The organism is Chelativorans xinjiangensis, from assembly GCF_009812055.1.
Taxonomy (GTDB): domain Bacteria; phylum Pseudomonadota; class Alphaproteobacteria; order Rhizobiales; family Rhizobiaceae; genus Chelativorans; species Chelativorans xinjiangense.
The window spans coordinates 36,260-54,896 of sequence record NZ_WQNH01000006.1 but is presented as its reverse complement, the minus strand read 5'-3'; the positions used below and the strand labels follow the sequence as shown (position 1 = coordinate 54,896).

Genomic DNA, 18,637 nt, shown 5'->3' with positions numbered 1-18,637 from the left:
ACCTAACCCTCGCTCTTGAGGAGTTGCAGGCTCAGCTCCTTTAGAATCCGGAACGCAGCTTCCTGGAGGCGATTGTTGTGCCTTCGCGTAGGCAGTACAATCTGAACGGGCAGTGCCAGTTCAGGACCGACGATCTTCCGCATGGTCAGCCCCTCGCCGCGTCCTTTCGTCTTCAACGTCCGTCGCGAAGCCACCGTGAAGCCGTAGCCGTCCTGAACGAGATCCAGCATCGCGTCCAGCGGCTCCAGCTCGAAAACGATGTTCAGCTTCTGACCGAGCCTTGCCAGTTCCGAATCCACCAGAACCCGCACGCTGTTCGGGCGGACCGCGATGATCATGGGAAGCGAGGGGAGTTCTTCCAGCGAGATGGGCCCTAAATCGTCAAACGCCGACTCCGGGCCGACCAGATACAGTTGTTCCCGAATGAGTTCGTCGATCTCGAGCATGGGGGAAGAGGGCGCGTCGAACATGATCGCCCCGTCGAGACTGCCGGACAGGACCCATTCCTGCAGCTGGCGCGATCGCCCGTGAACCAGGGTGACGCGGGCGTCCGATAGTTCCTCGCGCAGCCGCCGGATCAGTGCGGTGGCAATTGCCATCGAAATCGTGGCGGGCATCCCGATCGCCACTTTTCCGGATTTGCCGGTTCGCGCGTTCTCGACGTCTTCGTAGGTTCGCTCCATCAGCCGCAGGATGCCGCGCGCGTTGGTGAGGAGCCGCTCGCCGGCCTCCGTCGGCTCCACGCCTCTTCCGTTGCGGATGAGAAGCGATTCCTTCAGCTCCAGTTCTAGGTTACGGATCTGGCGGCTCAGCGCAGGCTGGGCGACGTGCAGGAAGGCCGAAGCGCGGCTGAAGCTTCCGAGCTCCGCAACCCTCACGAAATAGTTCAGCTGGCGGATATCCATCTCACCCCCTTCTGGCATATGCCGATTTGGCATGACTGATAGTCTAAACCAGCGTCTGGCGATATGGGAGCCACTGAATTAGCCTCGAACCGAATTAAGGCAACCAGGACAAGGATTGGTGATGAGTGCGTCAGCAGATGTCGTGCAGGACGGCGCCTCCAAAACATGGGAATGCGTGCTCTGCGGCTTTCGGTATGACGAGGCCAAAGGCGATCCCGACGGTGGCATACCGCCCGGGACGCGGTGGGAGAATGTGCCTGACGACTGGTTCTGTCCGGAATGCGGGGCACGTAAGAGCGAGTTCGACATGGTGGTGGTCGGCTGAGCCAGGTGAAATCCATGTCGAGTGTCTTGATCGTCGGAGGCTCCCATGCCGGTGTTGCGGCGGCTTCTGCCCTCCGCACTGAGGGTTATGCAGGCGCGATCAAAATCATCGCACAGGAGCCGGCGCTTCCCTACCACCGGCCGCAGCTTTCGAAGGAGGCCCTCCGGGAAGAGGTGTTCTCTCCGCAGCCGCTGCGGCCCGAAGGCTTCTATGAGAAGAATGGGCTTGTGCTCCTTTGCGGCGCGACGGCCTCGCAGCTTCACCTGCAGGATCGCTGCGTCGTCGACGCCAATGGGCAGTGCCATGACTACGAGACGCTGATCCTTGCTTGCGGCGCCTCGCCGCGGAGGCTTCCGGAAGCGGCCGACCCCGAGCGGCGCGCGCTTTATCTCCGCAACTTCGATGATCTGCGGGCGCTCAAGGCGCGGCTTGGTTCCGCCCGCTCGATGGCGGTCGTCGGTGGCGGTCTGATCGGCTTGGAAGTGGCAGCTGTCGCGCTCGCCAAGGGTGTCAGCACTACCCTGTTGGAGGCGGGCGAACGTATCATGCAGCGCTCCGTCAGCCGGTCGATCTCGAACTACTTGGCGGACCGGCACTGCGCCAACGGGCTCGACCTGAAGCTTGGCACGACGCTGGCGTCGATCGAGCGGCAAGCTGGCGGGAAGGGCGACGTCGTCTTTCTCGAGGGCGGCGAGGCGCTGAACGTGGATCTGACGGTGGTGGCCGTCGGCATCGCACCCAATGACGGGCTCGCGCGGGCGGCCGGCTTGCAGGTCGACGACGGCATTCTCACTTCGGAGCAAGGCCGCACGGTCGATCCCGCTGTCTATGCAATTGGTGATTGTGCCGCATGGTTCGACCCCGACAAAGGGCGTCATATTCGGTGCGAAGCCGTGAATCCCGGGCAGGATCAGGCGAAACGGGTTGCCGCGGCGATCGCGGGCCGGCCGGTGCCGGCATTGGGGATCCCCCGCTACTGGACCCACCAAGGCGCAATGAACCTGCAAATGGCCGGAGACGTCCACGGCGCGACGAAGGAGTTCGTCCTCAAGGCGCCCGAGAGCGGTGCGTTCTCCGTGCTTGGCTTTCAGGACGACCGGCTCGTTGCCGTCCAGACCATCAACGCACCGCGGCAATTCATGCAGCTCTACCAGCTGATCGGCACGGACAGCGACCGTCTCACCGCCGAGCTGGATTGGGAATTTCCGCCGTCCCATCACCACTGAAGTAATGGGCGGGCAATGCGACAAGGAGGAATTCAATGCAGGCCGCTTCTTACACGGAGAAGGAACCCGGCCGGTTCCGCCGCGGGCAATCCTGGAAGATCAATCTCTTCGGCAAGAACTCGGATATCGCTACTCCCGATCCGCAGGCGTTCCGCCTGGACCTCAACGCCCACCAGAAGCTCGATTCCCATTTCCATATCGTCGATCAGTTCCAGGTCTTCATCGCCGGCAGCGGAACCATCGGCCGCAACCAAGTCCAGCTCGTCACTGTGCACTACGCCGACCATCACACGGGCTACGGCCCGCTGATCGCCAGCGCTCAGGGGCTCTCGTACCTGACGCTTCGCAGCAAGACAGATGCGGGGCTGGTGTATCTCAGCACGCCGAACGTTCGGGAAAAGCTGAAGCCGACGAAGAGGCGGCATCGCGTGTCCGAGGCGGTCGCGCTCTCCATCGATCCCGTGCTGCGCAACCGGGACAGCGTTTCCGTCGATACCGTTATCGAAGAACAGCCGGGCGATGACGGCATGAACGTGAAGATCATCCGCCTCGGCCCCAACATGGCCGCCCAGTCGTCTGATCCGAGTGAAGCCGGGGGACAGTATCTCATTGTGCTCAACGGCAGTCTGCTGCTCGAGGGCAAATCCCACGAGCCTTACTCGCTCGTCTTCGTGCGCTCCTCGGATGAGGCGCCGATCCTCTTGGCCGGCGAGGGCGGGCTCGAAGTCATGATCACGCAGTTTCCCCGTGAGGATGACTGGATGAAATCGATCTGATCTCGGCTTTCGGGAGGGCCTGTAAATGACGCCTGATCAGGAGTCCGATCTGGAAGAAGTGCGCCGGGACCTTGCGCCGTCCGGTACCCTGCGCTGTGCGCTCAATCACGGCAACGTCGTCCTCGTCCGTCGCGGAGAGACCGACGACAATCCCAGCGGCATTACCGTCGAGCTGGCGCGCGAGCTGGGCCGACGCCTCGAAATTCCGGTTCATTTCCGGCACTACGACAAGGCGGCGGCGGTGTCGGAAAGTGTCGGCCTCGATGAATGGGATATCTGCTTCCTGGCGATCGATCCCAAGAGGGCAGAGACAATCGCCTTCAGCGATCCCTACGTCCTTATCGAAGGGGCCTTTCTCGTCCGCAAGGATTCGCCGGCCAAAACGCCAGGCGATGTCGACCGCCTGCAGGTAAAGATCGGCGCCGTCAGAGGCAGCGCCTACGAGCTGCACCTATCGCGGACAGGCAAGGGCGGCCAGCTCATCCGCTTTCTGAGCCTGGGCGAAGCAATCGCGGCGTTTGAGGGCGGGGAGATCGATGGGCTCGCGGGTGTCCGGCAGGCCATGCAGAAGGTGGCCGACTCCCACTCGGATTTTCAGGTGATGTCGGAAGCTTTCATGACGATCCCGCAGGCGATGGGCGTGAGGGTGAAAAGGCAGATCGCCGCCCAATACGTGCATTCCTTCGTGAAGGAAATGAAAGCCTCCGGCTTTGTCAAGGACACGCTGGTCCGCAACGGTCACGCTGACGTGGTCGTGCCGCCGGCCTGAGGCCCGGCAGGGAGGGCTTGGCTCCGGCGCGGCCAGAGCGGCCCAGAGTTTTTGGAGGAGCGGGCAGGGGACTGTCCGCGGTAGATTGGAGGAGGGTGGAAGATGATCAAAGCTCTGCGCGGCGCACTGCTGTTCCTTAGCCTGTACGGTCTGGCGAACACCCCGCTTGCATCCTTGGCACAATCCGCTGCCGGTGCGGGGAATAATCCAGTGGACGTGGTGAAGGTGGAAGGCGGGCTCGTCAAAGGCGTGCCGAGCGACACACAGAATGTGCAGGTCTTCAAGGGCATTCCCTTTGCTGCCCTGGTCGGCGACGAGAACCGCTGGAAGCCGCCAATGCCTGTGGAGCCCTGGAAAGGGGTGATGGTTGCCGACAAATGGGGCGACCGCGCCTTGCAGGATACCGACGGCGATCCGGATGAGCCGCCGGTCAGCGAAAACGGTCTCAATCTGAACGTGTTCACGCCGGCTCAATCGGCCAACGCCAAGCTACCCGTCTATATGCTCATTCACGGCGGTGCCAATCGCACCGGCGCAAACTCCGAACGCGACATCTATGCCGCCGAATTGGCGGCCAAGGGCATTGTCGTCGTTTCGGTGCAGTACCGTCTCGGTGCGTTCGGGTTCATGGCGCTTCCGGAAATGGCCGAGGAAAATCCCGAGGGCGTCGCCGGCAATTACGGCCTGCTCGACCTGGTCAAGGCGCTCGAGTGGATCGATGACAATATCGCCGGGTTCGGCGGCGATCCGGAGACCGTGACGATCGGCGGCCAGTCGGCCGGTGCCGAGAACGTCACAGCCTTGCTGCGCACGCCCCGGGCGCGCGAATATTTCGACCGTGCCTTCATCTCCAGCGGATTCACCGGTTTTCTGCCGGGCAAGTATGTCCGCGCGGAAGAGAAGCTGAAGCAAAATAAGGAAGCAGTCGACAAGATTTTCGGGCGTGGCGTGACGCTCGCAGAGCTGCGCGCGATCACCGCCGAGGAATATCTGGAGCCCTGGAAGGGCGGGCAGCAGTCGCTTGCGCGCGTCATGAACGATGCGACCGCGCGGTCGCAGTTCTACAATATCGACGGCATCGTCATCACCGAAGAGTCTTACGACCTGATGCGCCCCGGTGCGCTTCAGGGTCTCGATATCATGATCGGCAGTACCGCCGACGAATATACCGGTCTCGGCGGCGATCCGGAGGGAACCCTGACGCCCGAGGAGTTCGACAGGACGATGAGGGCGCCCCGCAGCTACGGCAAATACGGTCATTATGACGACGAGTATGCCAAGCACTATCGGCCCGACACCGATCTTGACGCCTATCGGCTGAGCCGGCGCTCAACGGCGGACAAGATCTTCGCCAGCATCAAGATTTCGTCCGAATACGCCAAGGCGCACAATCAGGATCTCGATGTCTGGACCTTCTACTGGGACCACGCCCCTCCGGGCCGCAATGAAGGCTTCCACGGCGCCTACCATGCCGCGGACCTCTACTACTTCAACGCGTCGCTGCGCGATGAGGAGGGCCAGCGGAAGTGGACTGATCCCGACTACCGGATGCGCGACCTGGCCACCAACTATCTCGCCAACTTCATCAAGACGGGCAATCCCAACGGCGAGCGGCTTCCGGAATGGGGGCAGACAACGCCTGAGTCCGGCGGCCAGTTCATGCGGTTCCACCAGGGTTATGCCTATCTCGTAAACGAGACGCCTTACCCCTCTCGCGACCGATATAACCGCCGCATCATCATGGAGGCCAATGGCCTGACCGAAGAGGACATCGCCAACTGAGCGGCGGCTGCGGGGGATCTCTCCCGCGGCCGTGAATGTGCTCTTGCGGTCGGCAGTGCCTGCCGGGGCCGACATACCGAAATGAGCGATGAGCGAAAGGATTCCCAGCGGTTCTCGCCGGAACGAAGGCTCCTCCTGCGCGAGGCTGCAAGAAGGGGCCCAGAGGGGCGGCTCCAGACCGCCCATCCCGCCGGAGGAGGTCCGGCGATACGCCCCGAGACGGGGGCGCTTCGAGGAGACTGCAATGAGAACGCATATGAAGGGCGATCATGTAAGTCGAAGGTTGATCAGCCTACTAACGGCCTGCACGATACTGGGGGCGAGTTCGGCACTGGCAGCGCCGATCGATGTGGTTGAGATCGAAGGCGGTAGGGTGCAGGGGGTTCCAACGGACACCGAGGGTGTCCAAGTCTTCAAGGGAATCCCTTATGCCGCCACCACTGCCGGACAGAACCGCTTCCGGGCACCGCAACCGGTCGAACCGTGGGAAGGTGTGAAGACAGCGGACACCTGGCCGAACCAGTCGATGCAAAAGCCCAATCTCTTCGAAGAGGGGAGCTTCTGGTACGACGAGTTCTACTATGATCCGGAATTCAATCCGGATGTCAGCGAGGACGGCCTGTACCTCAATCTCTTCACGCCGGCACGAGACACCGACGACAACCTGCCAGTCTATGTCTGGATTCATGGTGGCGGCAACGATCACGGCTATGGCTCGGAGATGGAGTTCTGGGCGACGAAACTGGCCGAGAAGGGGATCATCGTCATCTCGGTGCAGTACCGTCTCGGCATCTTCGGATTCTTGGCAATGGATGAGCTCGGCCAGGAAGATCCCATGGGAGCGAACGGCAACTGGGCGATGCTCGACCTCATCAAGGCGCTCGAGTGGGTGCAGGACAACATCACCGGCTTTGGGGGAGACCCGACCCGTGTAACGGTTGGCGGGCAGTCCGCAGGGGCGGGCAATACTGTAGGTCTGTTGAAATCTCCGCTGGCCGCAGACCTGTTCGACCGTGCGATCATTCAGAGCAACAGTAGCGGCCTTCTCCCCGCGCCCTACTGGTCGATCGAAAGAAGGCTGGAGACGGTGTCGGCCAGCCTTGAAAAAGTGTTCGGCCGGCCGATGACGCTGGCCGACCTTCGGGCGATTCCCGCCGAGGACTTCGCGACCGGCACCGCGCCCGACAGCGATGAGAACCTCTATACCGCGCTGGTCGGCGGCGGTATCGCGCGACCTTCGAAGACCATCGACGGAGTGGTCTTTACCGACGAGTCGGTGAACTTGTTCAGAAGGAACTCGCTGAACGGGAAGGATATCCTAGTCGGTTCGGTCTCGGACGAGCGTACCTCGACGGCAGGAGATCCCGATGGAACCATGACCGACGGGGACTTCGCCAAGGAGATGCAGGCCAAGGGCTACAGCGAGGACTGGAAGAACGTCTACAAATACTCGGATCCCACCGACGCCTACCGCACCGCGCTCCGGGCCGAGGCCGACCTGCGATTCCAGAACCAGCTTGTTTCTGCAGAGGTCACCAAGAAATACAACCCGGACAGCAACGTCTATGTCTACTACTTCAACCACTTTCCGCCGGGACGGAACTCGGAATTCTATGGCGCCTATCACTCCTCGGACCTCTGGTACTTTTTCGACTCGATCCGCGAGGGGCGTGGCGACCGGCCGTGGACCGAGGCTGATTATCGCATGGCGGATGTCATCAGCACCTATGTCGCGAACTTCGTGAAGATGGGGGACCCGAATGGTGGTGATCTCCCTTACTGGCCGCAGGTTAGCGGAGGGGACTTCATGCGCTTCCACCAGGGTTATGCCTATCCCTCTCAGGAAACGCCCTATCCGACGCGCGATGCGCTCAACCGTGCGGCTGTGATGGCCGCCGAAGAGCTGTCGGAGGCCGACCTCGACCGCTAGGTCTATCATTCAACCTGGTCGCGCCGTGCTGTTCACGCAGTTGTTAAGGACCCCGGGGAGAAATCCTCGGGGTCAGTCTGTCTCCGAGAGCGTGTTGGCTACGACCTACCCGAAGGTCATACCCTGGCCGAGTTGGGCATCCGCGCCAGGATATTCACTGCCGAGAACGGAGTGCATGTCATTTCCGCAGGCGAAAAGGTCTTTGATGGCGCTGCTTAACCGCCCCTCCCGAGGTGGTGTCGGAACAAGAGCTGTCCGAAATCGTATGCAAAGACCGTCGCTACCGCGACCCATCACCAGAGTGATGGATGACGTTTCACTCCACCCGCATCCTCATACTGTCCGTGCCCGGCGATCAGTCAGCCTTCCGCCGTGCAGGCCCTCTGGATCTGTTCGCGCAGCCAGCGGTGGGCCGGGTCGTTGGTGAAGCGGCGGTGCCAGACGATCTCGTGCGAGATCGGCGCGATTTCCAGCGGGATCGGCATCACGGCCAGATCGTAGTTTGCGGCAAAATAATCCGCGGTGCGCTTGGTGAAGACGCCGACCTGGTCGCTGTCGCGTAGAAGATGCGGCACCAGAGTGAAATTGGTCAAGGCGGTCTGGACGCGCCGTGCATGGCCGATCCGCGACAGGATCGCATCAAAGGCGGCGTGGCGCCCCCCACCCGAGCGAACCACGAGATGTGGGTAGGCCAGAAGCGACTGGATGTCGGCCGCGCCTTCGGATCGCAGGATCGGATGCCCCTTGCGACACAGGCAGACCAGCGCCTCGGAAAAGGCGACCGAGCGCAGCATGCTCGGCGGTAGGTCATCGAACCAGCCCAGGGCCAAGTCGATTTCTCCGCTGGCCAGCAGCCGGATCGAGATATCGCGGTCGGAGGTCCTGAGATCAAGCCGCATGTGCGGGGCGACCGCGTGTACGTAGCGCATGAACGGCAAAAAGACAGGTAGGCTGAGCCGGTCGGGCGCACCGACCACGAAATGCGCATCATTGGTGGCCAGATCGATTTTCGTGTCCTGCCGCAGACAGCGTTCGGTCTGCCTGACGATCTGTTCCACGTCGGGGGCCAGCGCCTCCGCCCGCGGGGTCGGCACCAGGCGCGACGCCTCGCGCACGAAGAGCGGGTCGCCAAGCGCATCGCGCAAGCGTTTGAGAGAATTGGAGATTGCCGACTGGGTTCGGCCTAGCCGTTCCCCTGTCCGCGTCACGCTGCGCTCCTCCATCAGCATGTTGAACACCACCAGCAGATTCATGTCGAATGTCTTCAGCATCAGGGCATACCACTATCATTTCTGATGATGATATTAAGATATATCAAAAATTTGCCAAATGTTTTTTCAAAAACTACGGTCCAGAAGCGCCCAAACGGGTGGGGGAATCGCGCTGCCGTTCATGGGCGGCGCCGAAGAGGAATTACGATGAAACACCACCTGAACGGGGCGCCGGCATGACTGTCCCTGTGAAGCGGACCTCAACCTACCTGCCGTTTTGCACAGAGCCGAAACGTCCTGATTTCCGGCCGCCAGAAGGTGCGGTCGATTCCCATTGCCATGTCTTCGGCCCGGCATCCCGATTTCCCTTCGCCTCTGAGCGTAAATATACGCCGGTCGATGCTCCGAAGGAGCGGCTGTTCTGGCTGCGCGATCATCTCGGCTTTGCGCGCAACGTGATTGTCCAGGCCACCTGCCACGGCCGCGACAATGCGGCTCTTATTGATGCGCTCGAAGCTTCGGGCGGGTTGGCACGGGGCGTCGCCGTTGTCAGCGAGGATATCACCGACGCGGAACTCCAAGACCTGGACGAAGTCGGCGTTCGCGGCGTGCGGTTCAATTTCGTAAAGCGGCTGGTTGACGATACGCCGCACGAGGTGTTCGAGCGCATCGCGCAAAGGGTTCAGCCCCTCGGCTGGCATGTCGTCGTCTATTTCGAGGCGCAGGACCTTACATCGGTCGCGCCACTTCTGGACCGGTTGCTGGGCAGGATCGTGGTCGATCACATGGGGCGGCCCGATGTCACAAAGGGCGTGGACGGTCCCGAATTCGCGCGCTTTGTCGATCTCATGGAGCGCAATCCCCGGATATGGGTCAAGGTCTCCTGCCCCGAGCGGCTATCCGTTGCGGGCCCACCCTATGACGATGTCGTGCCCTTCGCGCACCGGTTGGTGACACAATTCCCCGACCGTGTGCTTTGGGGTACTGACTGGCCGCATCCAAACATGGTGTCGCATATGCCGGATGACGGGCTTCTAACCGATATGATCCCACGCATCGCCCCCATGGAAGAGCTGCAGCATGCCCTGCTCGTCTCCAACCCGATGCGGCTCTACTGGCCCGAGGAGACGCAGCCTTGACCCTGACCAGACAAGCCTTTTCCTTTACCCGAACCCTTGTCGCAGGCTTGGCGAGCATTATGATCGTCGCCTGTATCCTGTGGAACATCCAGGCCCCGACACGGCTCGGCCTGGCGATCCTGCCGCAGCAATACATGGCCTTCCAGCTCGGCATTGCGCTGGCGGTCGCCTATCTGCGCTTCGGGTTCAAAGGGCAGGAGAAGACGCGGGTCGGCTGGATCGACAGTGCTATTGCGGCGATTGCCTTCGGCACGCTGATGTATACGGCTTGGGACTTCGCCTGGCTGCTGCAGGAGCAGGCCTATCGTCCGTGGCAGATCACCGCGATTGGCACGGTCGTCACCCTCGCCGTTCTGGAAGGCGTGCGCCGCCGCGCGGGGCTCATGCTGTTTTCGATCGTCAGCATCTTTCTTGTCTATGCGCTCATTGCCGACAAGGTGCCGGGACGGCTGGTCGGCAAGGAACTGAGCCCCGAGCGGTTGGTCCAATATGCCGGCTTCGACCCCAATGCGGTGTTCTCCACCCCGCTGGCGGTCGGCACGATCATCGTGATGCTCTTCGTCTTCTTCGGCCAGTTGCTCTTCGCAGCGGGCGGCGGCAATTTCTTCACCGATCTGGCAATGGCGGCCACTGGCCGGACGCGCGGCGGAAGCGCCAAGATCTCGGTGGTAGGCTCGGCACTATTCGGGTCGATCTCGGGTTCGGCGGTTTCCAACGTGGTGACCACAGGCGTCGTCACCATCCCGCTGATGAACCGCGGAGGCTATTCCAAACGTGACGCCGGCGCGATCGAGGCCGTGGCCTCCACCGGCGGCCAGCTGACGCCGCCGATCATGGGGGCCGCCGCCTTCCTGATGGCGGAGTTTCTCGACATCCCCTACTTGGCGGTCGCCGGGGCGGCGCTTCTGCCAGCCGCGCTGTACTATCTCGCGGTTTTTGCGCAGGTCGATCTGATCGCAGCGCGCGACAAGATCTCGTCGGCCGACGCTGACGGACTGACCACCCGGCAGGTGCTGCGCGAAGGCTGGCATTTCATCCTGCCCTTCGCCGTGCTGCTGCTGGCGTTGTTCGTTTGGCGGCTCGACCCCGAGGAATCCGCGCTACTCGCCTCGATCGCGATCGTCGGCGTGGGCTTCCTGCGCGGCTATCGCGGTGAGCGGCTGACCCTGCGAACGCTTGGCCAAGTCTTCGTCGACACCGGCCTTGCGATGATCAACCTGATCCTGATCGTCGCGGCCGCGGGCTTCGTGATCGGCATCCTCAACCTCACCGGTCTTGGCTTCGCGCTGACGCTGGTGCTCGTGGATGCCGTGGGGTCGAACGTAGGGCCGCTTCTGCTGGTCTCCGCCGTGATCTGCATCATCCTGGGCATGGGCATGCCGACCTCAGGGGTCTACGTGCTTCTGGCTGCGCTGGTCGCGCCGTCGCTCGTCCAGGCCGGGATCACGCCGATGGCCGCGCATCTGTTCATTCTCTATTTCGGGATGCTGTCGATGATCACACCGCCCGTCGCACTGGCCGCCTTCGCCGCCGCGACGATCACCAAAGACGACCCGCTGTTGACGGGGGTCGCCTCGATGCGCATCGGCTGGGCTGCTTTCATCATCCCCTTCCTCTTCGTGGCCACACCCGAACTTCTGATGGACGGGGATATGACATCAATAGTCGTGATGATGGCGCTAGCCATCATCGGTATCGTTGCCGTCACCGCCGGGATTGTCGGCCATTGGAGCGGACTGTTGAACCGACCGTCGCGCGGGCTTGTCGTCCTGCTCGGCCTCTGCGCGCTTCCGCTCGGTTTCCTGCCGGCCGGTGTCATCTTTCACGAAATAGCGGCGGGGCTGTGCCTGGTCCTTGCCCTGCTGCTCGCCCTACGGGGCAAGATCCACCATGAGAACACCAAGGGAGGAATTCGCTCATGACCAAGTTCAATGCCATACTCGCCGCAGGCGCCATCAGCCTGGGCCTTGCCGGTGCGGCCAACGCACAGGTGGTGACCATCGCCTCGGGTGCACAGGGTTCGCTGGCTTACAATACCGGGCAGGCGGTCGCCAAGATCGCTAACGACGCCGGAATCACCGGCCGGACCCAACCTCTCGTCGGCTACCTGCCGCTGATCAGCAATGGCGAAGTCGACTTCGGATTCTCAAACCTCATCGAAACGGAATATGCGGTCACGGGCACGGGAAATTACGACCGGGCCAGTCCTGGCATTGAGCTCGTCGGCACGATGTTCAACCTCGTCACCGGCATGATGGCGCCCTGCGATCTGGGTCTCGCGACCATCGCCGATGCGAAGGCACAGGCCGCCGATCTGCGCATCGCCTCGGAATACACCTCCTCGACGATCATCCCCTTCTACATCTCCGGCGGGCTGGCCAGTGGCGGGTTGAGCTATGACGACTTCCAGCAGGTTCCGGTGGCCAATTTCGTGGCCGGCATGAACGCACTGGGTGACGGGCTTGTCGACATCGCGCTGGTCTCGCTCAACGCGGGCGCGGGCCAGCAGGCCTCGGTCAAACTGCAGGATCGTGGCGGCCTGTGCTACATCTCGCTCGACGCATCCGATGAGGGCAAGGCGGCGTTCAAGGACTTCCTTCCCGCGGGCAACCTCGTGCATCGCGAGCAGAACGACAAGGTCAACGGGCTACAGGACCATGCTGCGAACCTGATGAGCATTCCCTGGGTGCTGATGACCAACAACCAGGTCGACGAGGACCTCGTCTATACGCTGACCAAGGCCATAGCCGAGAACAAGGAGGCGCTGCAGGCTTCGTTCGGCGCCTTCGGAGGCTTCAATGCCCAGACCATGGCGCCGGCCTCTGCCGTCCCTTATCACGCGGGCGCGCGGCGCTATTTTGAGGAAGCCGGCATTCCCGTCGGCGAATAATCACACGTGATGCGCCCCCTCTGCTGAGGGGGCGCATATTTTTGAAGGGACCAACAGATGATGACACAGATCGCGGCTGCCGATGGCCACTGTTTCGATTGCTGGATCGAGCCTGCCCAGAGCGAACGCAAAGGGGGGATCGTCATCCTCCAGGAAATCTTCGGCGTGACTGACCAGCTCAAAGGCGTGGCCAGAACCTATGCCGCGCTCGGCTACGAAGTGGCGATCCCCGCATTGTTCGACCGGCAGGAACGCGGTGTCGTGGTGCCCTTCGACAAGGGGATCAAAGGGCGCGACCTGATGCTGGCCGCCAATCTCGACGAGACGATGCAGGATGTCGCCGCCGTCGTGGCGGCTCTGGCCCAGAACAGCGGAAAGGTCGGGGTGATCGGATTCTGCTGGGGCGGCGGCCTAGCGATCCGCGCGGCACAAACGCTCGATATCGGCGCCGCGGTCACCTTCTACGGCACCCGCCTGCCGCAGTATCTCGATCGTCCGCTCAAGGCGCCGATGCAGGGCCATTGGGGCACCGAGGACGATCACGTCCCGTCCGAGATGCTGGCCGAGGCCCGGTCCTATTTCCCTCAGATGGAGGTCCATACCTACAAGGCGGGCCATGCCTTTGCCAATGACGCACGCCCTTCTTATGTGGCGGAAGCCGCTGAAAAGGCCCACGCCCGCACCCGGGCCTTCCTCCAGAAATACCTGATCGGCTGAGCTACGGGAGCCGGGTCGCCGAAACCGTATGATCTCACGGCCACGGCGCGCCGGACTTCCGGGTCTATGCCGGCCAGGCCAAACTCGTCGCTTGGAAGGCGAAGACCACCGGTGACCAGCGCGGATTACCTCAGCGTCCTGCTCGACGATCCGTGTTTCCCGGAGCCGATCAGCACCGCACTGTTCGGCGTATAGCGCGGTGTGGGCGAGGGCAGCTCACGTGCGAGGCCTTCTGGGTCCGCGAGGAAACCACCGCCCGCCAGCACGACGCCATGCCTAACGCGAACAGTCTTGGTGTCGCCGGAGGCGGCAACCTCCAGGCCTGCGACACGGCCGTTTTCAACGAGCAGGCGTTTGGTCGAAACCTCGCGGTGAACGCATACGCCCGCTTCAAGCGCTGCGTAAAGAAGCCTAGCGACGAGGCCATTGCCGAGCACCAGCCGCGTTCCGCGATGCCAGTTGAGGCGATCCGCAAGATAGCGCGCGGTCAACCGCAGGCCGAGCCAGCGGCGGACAGCGAGCGGTCGGCGCGCAAAAGCATGGCGGCCTCCCGTCGCGTGACCATCATGCCGCCGAAGACCAGGAACTCGGGAAGAGGCGGCGCCAGGTGACGGAAGTCGGCGCCAGCTTGCCGCCGTCGAATGGCGCAGGTTCCATGGCGTTCTATCCGGCCACCGCTCCTGGCAGCTCCTGACGGTAGTCGGGAGCGTCAGCAAAAGGACGCAGCAGAATATCCGCACGGTCTTCGAGGTCGGCCTGCATGAGCGGAGCTGCTTCAAGAAAACTGCGCCACAGGGTTTCGGAGCCGCGATTGCCGATAAGCGCGGCGAGATATGCCGCCGCCCCGTCATCGACATGTCCAGACGACCGCATCGCTCTGTTGCCGGGTACCCATACAGTCCCGGAAGAGCGTGCGGACGTGCCAGCCAGCACCGGAAGGTGCTCGAGCAACAGACAATCCTGGCCCGTCGAGCGCGGCTGTCAGCGCCGCGGTCAGTCCGGCTGCGCCACTGCCGAGAATCGCCACATCCACTCCGTCGAGGGAGTCGGATCGAAGGCAACTCCTACAATGAAAAAGCACCTCTCTTAATAAGGTAAAACTTCTGGCGCTGCGAAGCGACGGCGGAGCACGCGAGTCTGCCAGGGTATCTAGGAGATAAAGATGTTATGAATCATGATCTTGCAGTCCATTCTGGCAGCTTATGACTCCATAAGGAAACAGTATTTCCGGGATCCGGTGCTGGTACCTAGTGTGGATGCGTAACCGGCATTCTAGAATTGCCTGCGACGGAACCCTGCCTAAATGCAAAGACCCTATCCACATCTCTTTCAGCCCCTCCAGATCGGCAAACTGCGCCTGAAGAACCGTGTCGCAATGGCGCCGATGGGCTTCGGCGCACTCAGCGACGATCGGGGCATACCGACCCAGCGCTATGTCGACTATTTCGCCGAGCGCGCGAAGGGCGGGGCCGGCCTGCTCATGACAGGCATGCTCAAGGTCGAGGACAAGATCGAGACTCTGCGCGCGCGGCGCGGGCCTGTCAGCAAGGAGTTCATCAAGCCGTTTGCGGATCTCACGGAGCATATCCATGCGCTGGGCACGAAGATTTTCGTCCAGCTTTCTCCCGGCCTCGGCTATCAGGGACGTCCACACAACGTGGTGGGCACGCCTGTCGCGCCATCTCCGATTCCGAGCTTCGCCGCTCCGGACATCATATGCCGCGAACTCACAGTGGAAGAAATCCAGCAGATGGTCCGCGCCTATGGCGACGCGGCGGAGATCCTTTTCACGGCCGGGGTGGATGGCATCGAGCTCCACGGTCACGCGGGCTTCCTGCTCGACCAGTTCTCGCACAGCCTGTGGAACAAGCGGAGTGATCGCTACGGCGGCGACCTGCGCGGACGCATGACGTTCGCGTTCGAGATCTTCGATGAGATCAAGCGCCGGCTGGGCCCGGATTTCCCGGTGCAATACCGCTATGGCCTGAAGCACTACATGAAATCGTTCCACGCTTCGGCTCTGCCGGGGGAAGACTTCGTGGAGGTGGGCCGCGACATCGAAGAAGGTCTGGAACTCGCGGCGATGTTGCAGGACCACGGGTTCGATTCCCTTGCCGTCGATGCCGGCACCGCGACGGGCCACTATTGGGCCCATCCGCCGATCTATCAGCCCCATGGCTGCATGCTGGACCTTTCGGCGATGGTCAAGGAAGTCATCACGATCCCGGTTATTGCCGTGGGTCGCCTCGATATTCCCGAACTTGCCGATAGCGCGATTGCGGAAGGCAAGGCAGATGTCATCTCGCTGGCGAAGGCGCTGCTGGCCGATCCCTACTGGCCGCAAAAGGTCTCCGAGGGCCGGATAGAAGACATCCGCCCCTGTATCGGCTGCCACCAGGCGTGCTCGGAGCAGTTCAATGGGCGTTATCTCAACTCCTGCACGGTGAACCCAGCTTGTGGACGCGAACGCTCGCATCAGCTGACTCCCGCACGGGAAAGCCGGCACGTGCTCGTTATCGGCGGTGGCGTTGCCGGCATGGAAACTGCGCGCGTGAGCGCCAGCCGCGGCCACAAGGTGACGCTCTGCGAGCGGTCGGTCGAACTCGGTGGGCACCTGATCGAGGCAGGTGTTCCCGAGGACAAGAAAGACGTGGAGCGGCTGAACACTTGGTACAAGCGCCAGATGGAACTGCTTGGCATCGACGTGCGCGTGAACACCGATGTCACGGCTGAACTGGTTGCCGAGGAAAAAGCCGATGTCGTGGTGCTGGCGACTGGCTCAAGCGACGTCGTGCCTCCTATCCCCGGTGCTGACGGGCCGCATGTCATCTCCACAACGGAACTATTGCTCGGGCACAGATTGCCGGGGCGCGAGGTGGTTGTGGTTGGTGCCGGCGAAAACGGTTGCGAGGCGGCTTTATGGCTCCATCGAAGGGGCTGCAAGGTCATGATCGTCGAGATGCAGTCAAAGCCGATCGCCATCCCGGTCGCCAATGCCAACCGGAACATGCTTCTCGACATGCTCGCTCAGGCGAAGGTGCCGATGCTGCTCGAGACGGCAGTCCGTGAAATCCATGACAGTGCCGTAACCGTGGAAACGCGCCAGGGCGAGAAGCGGAGAGTCGCCTGCGACACGGTCGTTCTCTCAGTCGGGATGAAACCGGAGAACCGGCTCTACCAATCGCTGAACGCGTTCTTCGCGGGGCCGATGTACGAGATCGGCGACTGTCAGGAACCCAAGAACATCATGAAAGCAGTTTGGGACGGGTTTGAGGTCGGGAGGACCATCTGAAGCCGCGTTCCCGTGCAAAGGCGGCGCGCGGCTGAATGACCGCCGCCGGCAGAGGGAGGAAACAGACAATGCAGACCAGAAGGGAATTCCTCGTCAGCTCGGCCTTGGTCACAGCGGCCGTCGGACTGCCGCGCATTGGCTTTGCGCAGTCGCAGGACAACATTACGATCGCCATCGGCGACGAACCAACCACCAGCGACCAGACCGTTGCCTGGACAGGAGTGGATTACAACACCATCGAAAACTACGCGGAATATCTGTTCCCGCGGAATACCGACGGCGAGATCGTGCCGGGACTTGCCGCTGAGTGGACATATTCCGAGGATGGCAAGACGCTCGATGTGACACTGCGCGACGACGTCGTATTCCACAGCGGCGACAAGTTCACCGCACAGGACGTGGTGTTCAGCTATGAGCGCGGCATCGACAAGAGCGCGACGGTGAAGAACCGCTTGCGGTCTCTCGATAATATCGAGGTCAAGGACGACTACCATTTGACTTTCCACTTCAGCGCGCCCGACGTGACATTCCTGCCCAACCGGGGTGCGGCAATGATCGCCTCGAATTCCTATTTCGACCGGGTGGGCGAAGAGGAGTTCTCGCGCCAGCCTTCAGGAACCGGCCCGTACAAATTCTCGAGCTATGCGGTCGGTGAATATGTCGAGGTGGAACGCTTCGACGAATATTGGGGCGCCGTTCCGCCCATTGCCAAGGCCCGTTTCATCTTCGTGCCGGAAGAAACGACGCGCGTCGCCTCGCTCCAGGCGGGCGAGACCGATCTCATCATGGCTTGCCCCTATTACGCGGTGAAGGGATTTGATGCTGTGGGCGACTTCAAGACCGTCAAGCTCCCAGTCAACCATCCCACCATGTCGATCGTGTTCAGCACGCAGAACCCGGAAGATCCTTGGCACGACAGGCGGGTGCGGCTGGCTTTGGCACACGCCGTGGACACGGATGCGATCATCAACGGTGTCCTGTTCGGCGTTCCCCAGCGTCTGGCGTTCCTTGCACCGTACGAGGTCGGCTACGATCCAGATCTCGAGCCGTACCCCTATGATCCCGAAAAGGCCAAGCAACTGCTTGCCGAAGCAGGCTATCCGGACGGCTTCGACATGGAGCTGAATTACGCCATCACCGGCCGCGTTCAGATGAACCCGCAGGTGGCGGAAGCCGTCGCGGCCTATTTCGAGGCAGTGGGTGTGCGCACGAAGCTGGTCGGCGAGGAATGGGAAGCCTATCGCTCCAAATACAATGCAGCCAAGGAACCGGGTTCGTCCTATGTTGCCCTGTTCACCCATGGCCGCGCGGGGAGCCCCGATCCGACTTACAATCTGGGCTTGTTCTTCCGTGCCGGCGGCCCGATCAGCATCTACAACAATCCGGAACTGGATGCGATCAACGCCGAAGCGACCGCCACCATGGATGAGGAAATGCGAGGCGAGCTGATCAAGAAGGCGGTCCGCCTCATTCACGAAGATGTCCCGAGCTTTCCAATCTACAACAATTTCGCTGTCTACGCGATGAAGAGCAGCGTGAACTTCACGCCGACCCAGGGCTTCAATTTCGATCTGGTGCTGGTCAAGGACATGTCGTTCGCCTGATCGGCTGGACGAGGGACTTCAATAAAGTCGGAGCGGGCGGCTGCATGCTCCGCTCCACCAACAACAAGCGC

14 protein-coding genes and 2 pseudogenes are annotated in these 18,637 nt (G+C 61.9%); 12 read left to right on the top strand and 4 right to left on the bottom strand.

Translation table 11 applies throughout. The annotated features are described in order from the left end of the window. Positions 1-2: 2 nt before the first annotated feature. On the bottom strand, positions 3-905 hold the full coding sequence (locus GM910_RS06405; protein ID WP_159586684.1) for a LysR family transcriptional regulator: 903 nt from the start codon (positions 903-905) through the stop codon (positions 3-5). Between the two features lie 121 nt (positions 906-1,026). On the opposite strand from GM910_RS06405, the gene GM910_RS06400 reads away from it, so the two are divergent. The 6 genes from GM910_RS06400 to GM910_RS06375 all read left to right on the top strand — a co-directional run bounded on the left by GM910_RS06400 (position 1,027) and on the right by GM910_RS06375 (position 7,713). Further along, on the top strand, positions 1,027-1,230 hold the full coding sequence (locus tag GM910_RS06400; protein ID WP_159586683.1) for a rubredoxin: 204 nt from the start codon (positions 1,027-1,029) through the stop codon (positions 1,228-1,230). A 26-nt stretch (positions 1,231-1,256) separates the two neighbouring features. Next, positions 1,257-2,456 (top strand): NAD(P)/FAD-dependent oxidoreductase, encoded by a 1,200-nt coding sequence (locus GM910_RS06395; protein ID WP_246225878.1) that lies wholly within the window; start codon positions 1,257-1,259, stop codon positions 2,454-2,456. A 35-nt stretch (positions 2,457-2,491) separates the two neighbouring features. Next, the gene (locus GM910_RS06390; protein ID WP_159586681.1) at positions 2,492-3,232 is read left to right on the top strand and encodes a hypothetical protein; all 741 of its coding nucleotides are present in this window, start codon (positions 2,492-2,494) and stop codon (positions 3,230-3,232) included. 25 nt (positions 3,233-3,257) lie between these two features. Continuing rightward, complete coding sequence (locus tag GM910_RS06385; protein ID WP_159586680.1) at positions 3,258-4,001, top strand: transporter substrate-binding domain-containing protein; 744 nt, start codon at positions 3,258-3,260, stop codon at positions 3,999-4,001. A gap of 102 nt (positions 4,002-4,103) precedes the next feature. Next, complete coding sequence (locus tag GM910_RS06380; RefSeq protein WP_159586679.1) at positions 4,104-5,783, top strand: carboxylesterase/lipase family protein; 1,680 nt, start codon at positions 4,104-4,106, stop codon at positions 5,781-5,783. 244 nt (positions 5,784-6,027) lie between these two features. Then, positions 6,028-7,713 (top strand): carboxylesterase/lipase family protein, encoded by a 1,686-nt coding sequence (locus tag GM910_RS06375; RefSeq protein WP_246225877.1) that lies wholly within the window; start codon positions 6,028-6,030, stop codon positions 7,711-7,713. Positions 7,714-8,072: 359 nt separating this feature from the next. Here GM910_RS06375 and GM910_RS06370 read toward each other — a convergent pair whose 3' ends face one another. Then, entirely contained in the window at positions 8,073-8,984 is a 912-nt protein-coding gene (locus GM910_RS06370) for a LysR family transcriptional regulator (RefSeq protein WP_159586678.1), read from the bottom strand. Positions 8,985-9,160: 176 nt separating this feature from the next. On the opposite strand from GM910_RS06370, the gene GM910_RS06365 reads away from it, so the two are divergent. From GM910_RS06365 to GM910_RS06350, 4 genes are read left to right on the top strand one after another with little or no spacing between them, the layout of a single operon-like run. Further along, entirely contained in the window at positions 9,161-10,063 is a 903-nt protein-coding gene (locus GM910_RS06365; protein ID WP_159586751.1) for an amidohydrolase family protein, read from the top strand. Further along, positions 10,060-11,985 carry a TRAP transporter permease gene (locus tag GM910_RS06360; RefSeq protein WP_159586677.1) on the top strand — a complete coding sequence of 642 codons (1,926 nt, stop codon included), beginning with the start codon at positions 10,060-10,062 and terminating at the stop codon, positions 11,983-11,985. The genes GM910_RS06365 and GM910_RS06360 overlap by 4 nt, the downstream gene beginning before the upstream one ends. Beyond that, positions 11,982-12,953 carry a TAXI family TRAP transporter solute-binding subunit gene (locus tag GM910_RS06355; protein ID WP_159586676.1) on the top strand — a complete coding sequence of 324 codons (972 nt, stop codon included), beginning with the start codon at positions 11,982-11,984 and terminating at the stop codon, positions 12,951-12,953. The genes GM910_RS06360 and GM910_RS06355 overlap by 4 nt, the downstream gene beginning before the upstream one ends. Positions 12,954-13,013: 60 nt before the next feature. Continuing rightward, positions 13,014-13,670 carry a dienelactone hydrolase family protein gene (locus GM910_RS06350; protein WP_201285416.1) on the top strand — a complete coding sequence of 219 codons (657 nt, stop codon included), beginning with the start codon at positions 13,014-13,016 and terminating at the stop codon, positions 13,668-13,670. Positions 13,671-13,795: 125 nt separating this feature from the next. On the opposite strand, the pseudogene GM910_RS27145 reads toward GM910_RS06350, so the two are convergent. Together GM910_RS27145 and GM910_RS06340 are read right to left on the bottom strand one after the other, a co-directional pair. Next, a pseudogene (locus GM910_RS27145) lies at positions 13,796-14,212 on the bottom strand (FAD-binding protein); the annotation flags it as partial. A gap of 121 nt (positions 14,213-14,333) precedes the next feature. Further along, positions 14,334-14,630: pseudogene (locus tag GM910_RS06340) on the bottom strand (FAD-binding protein); the annotation flags it as partial. A gap of 343 nt (positions 14,631-14,973) precedes the next feature. Between GM910_RS06340 and GM910_RS06335 the strand changes: the two are divergent. Next, positions 14,974-16,962 (top strand): oxidoreductase, encoded by a 1,989-nt coding sequence (locus GM910_RS06335; protein ID WP_159586672.1) that lies wholly within the window; start codon positions 14,974-14,976, stop codon positions 16,960-16,962. Positions 16,963-17,030: 68 nt separating this feature from the next. After that, on the top strand, positions 17,031-18,566 hold the full coding sequence (locus tag GM910_RS06330) for an ABC transporter substrate-binding protein (protein WP_159586671.1): 1,536 nt from the start codon (positions 17,031-17,033) through the stop codon (positions 18,564-18,566). Positions 18,567-18,637 lie beyond the last annotated feature (71 nt).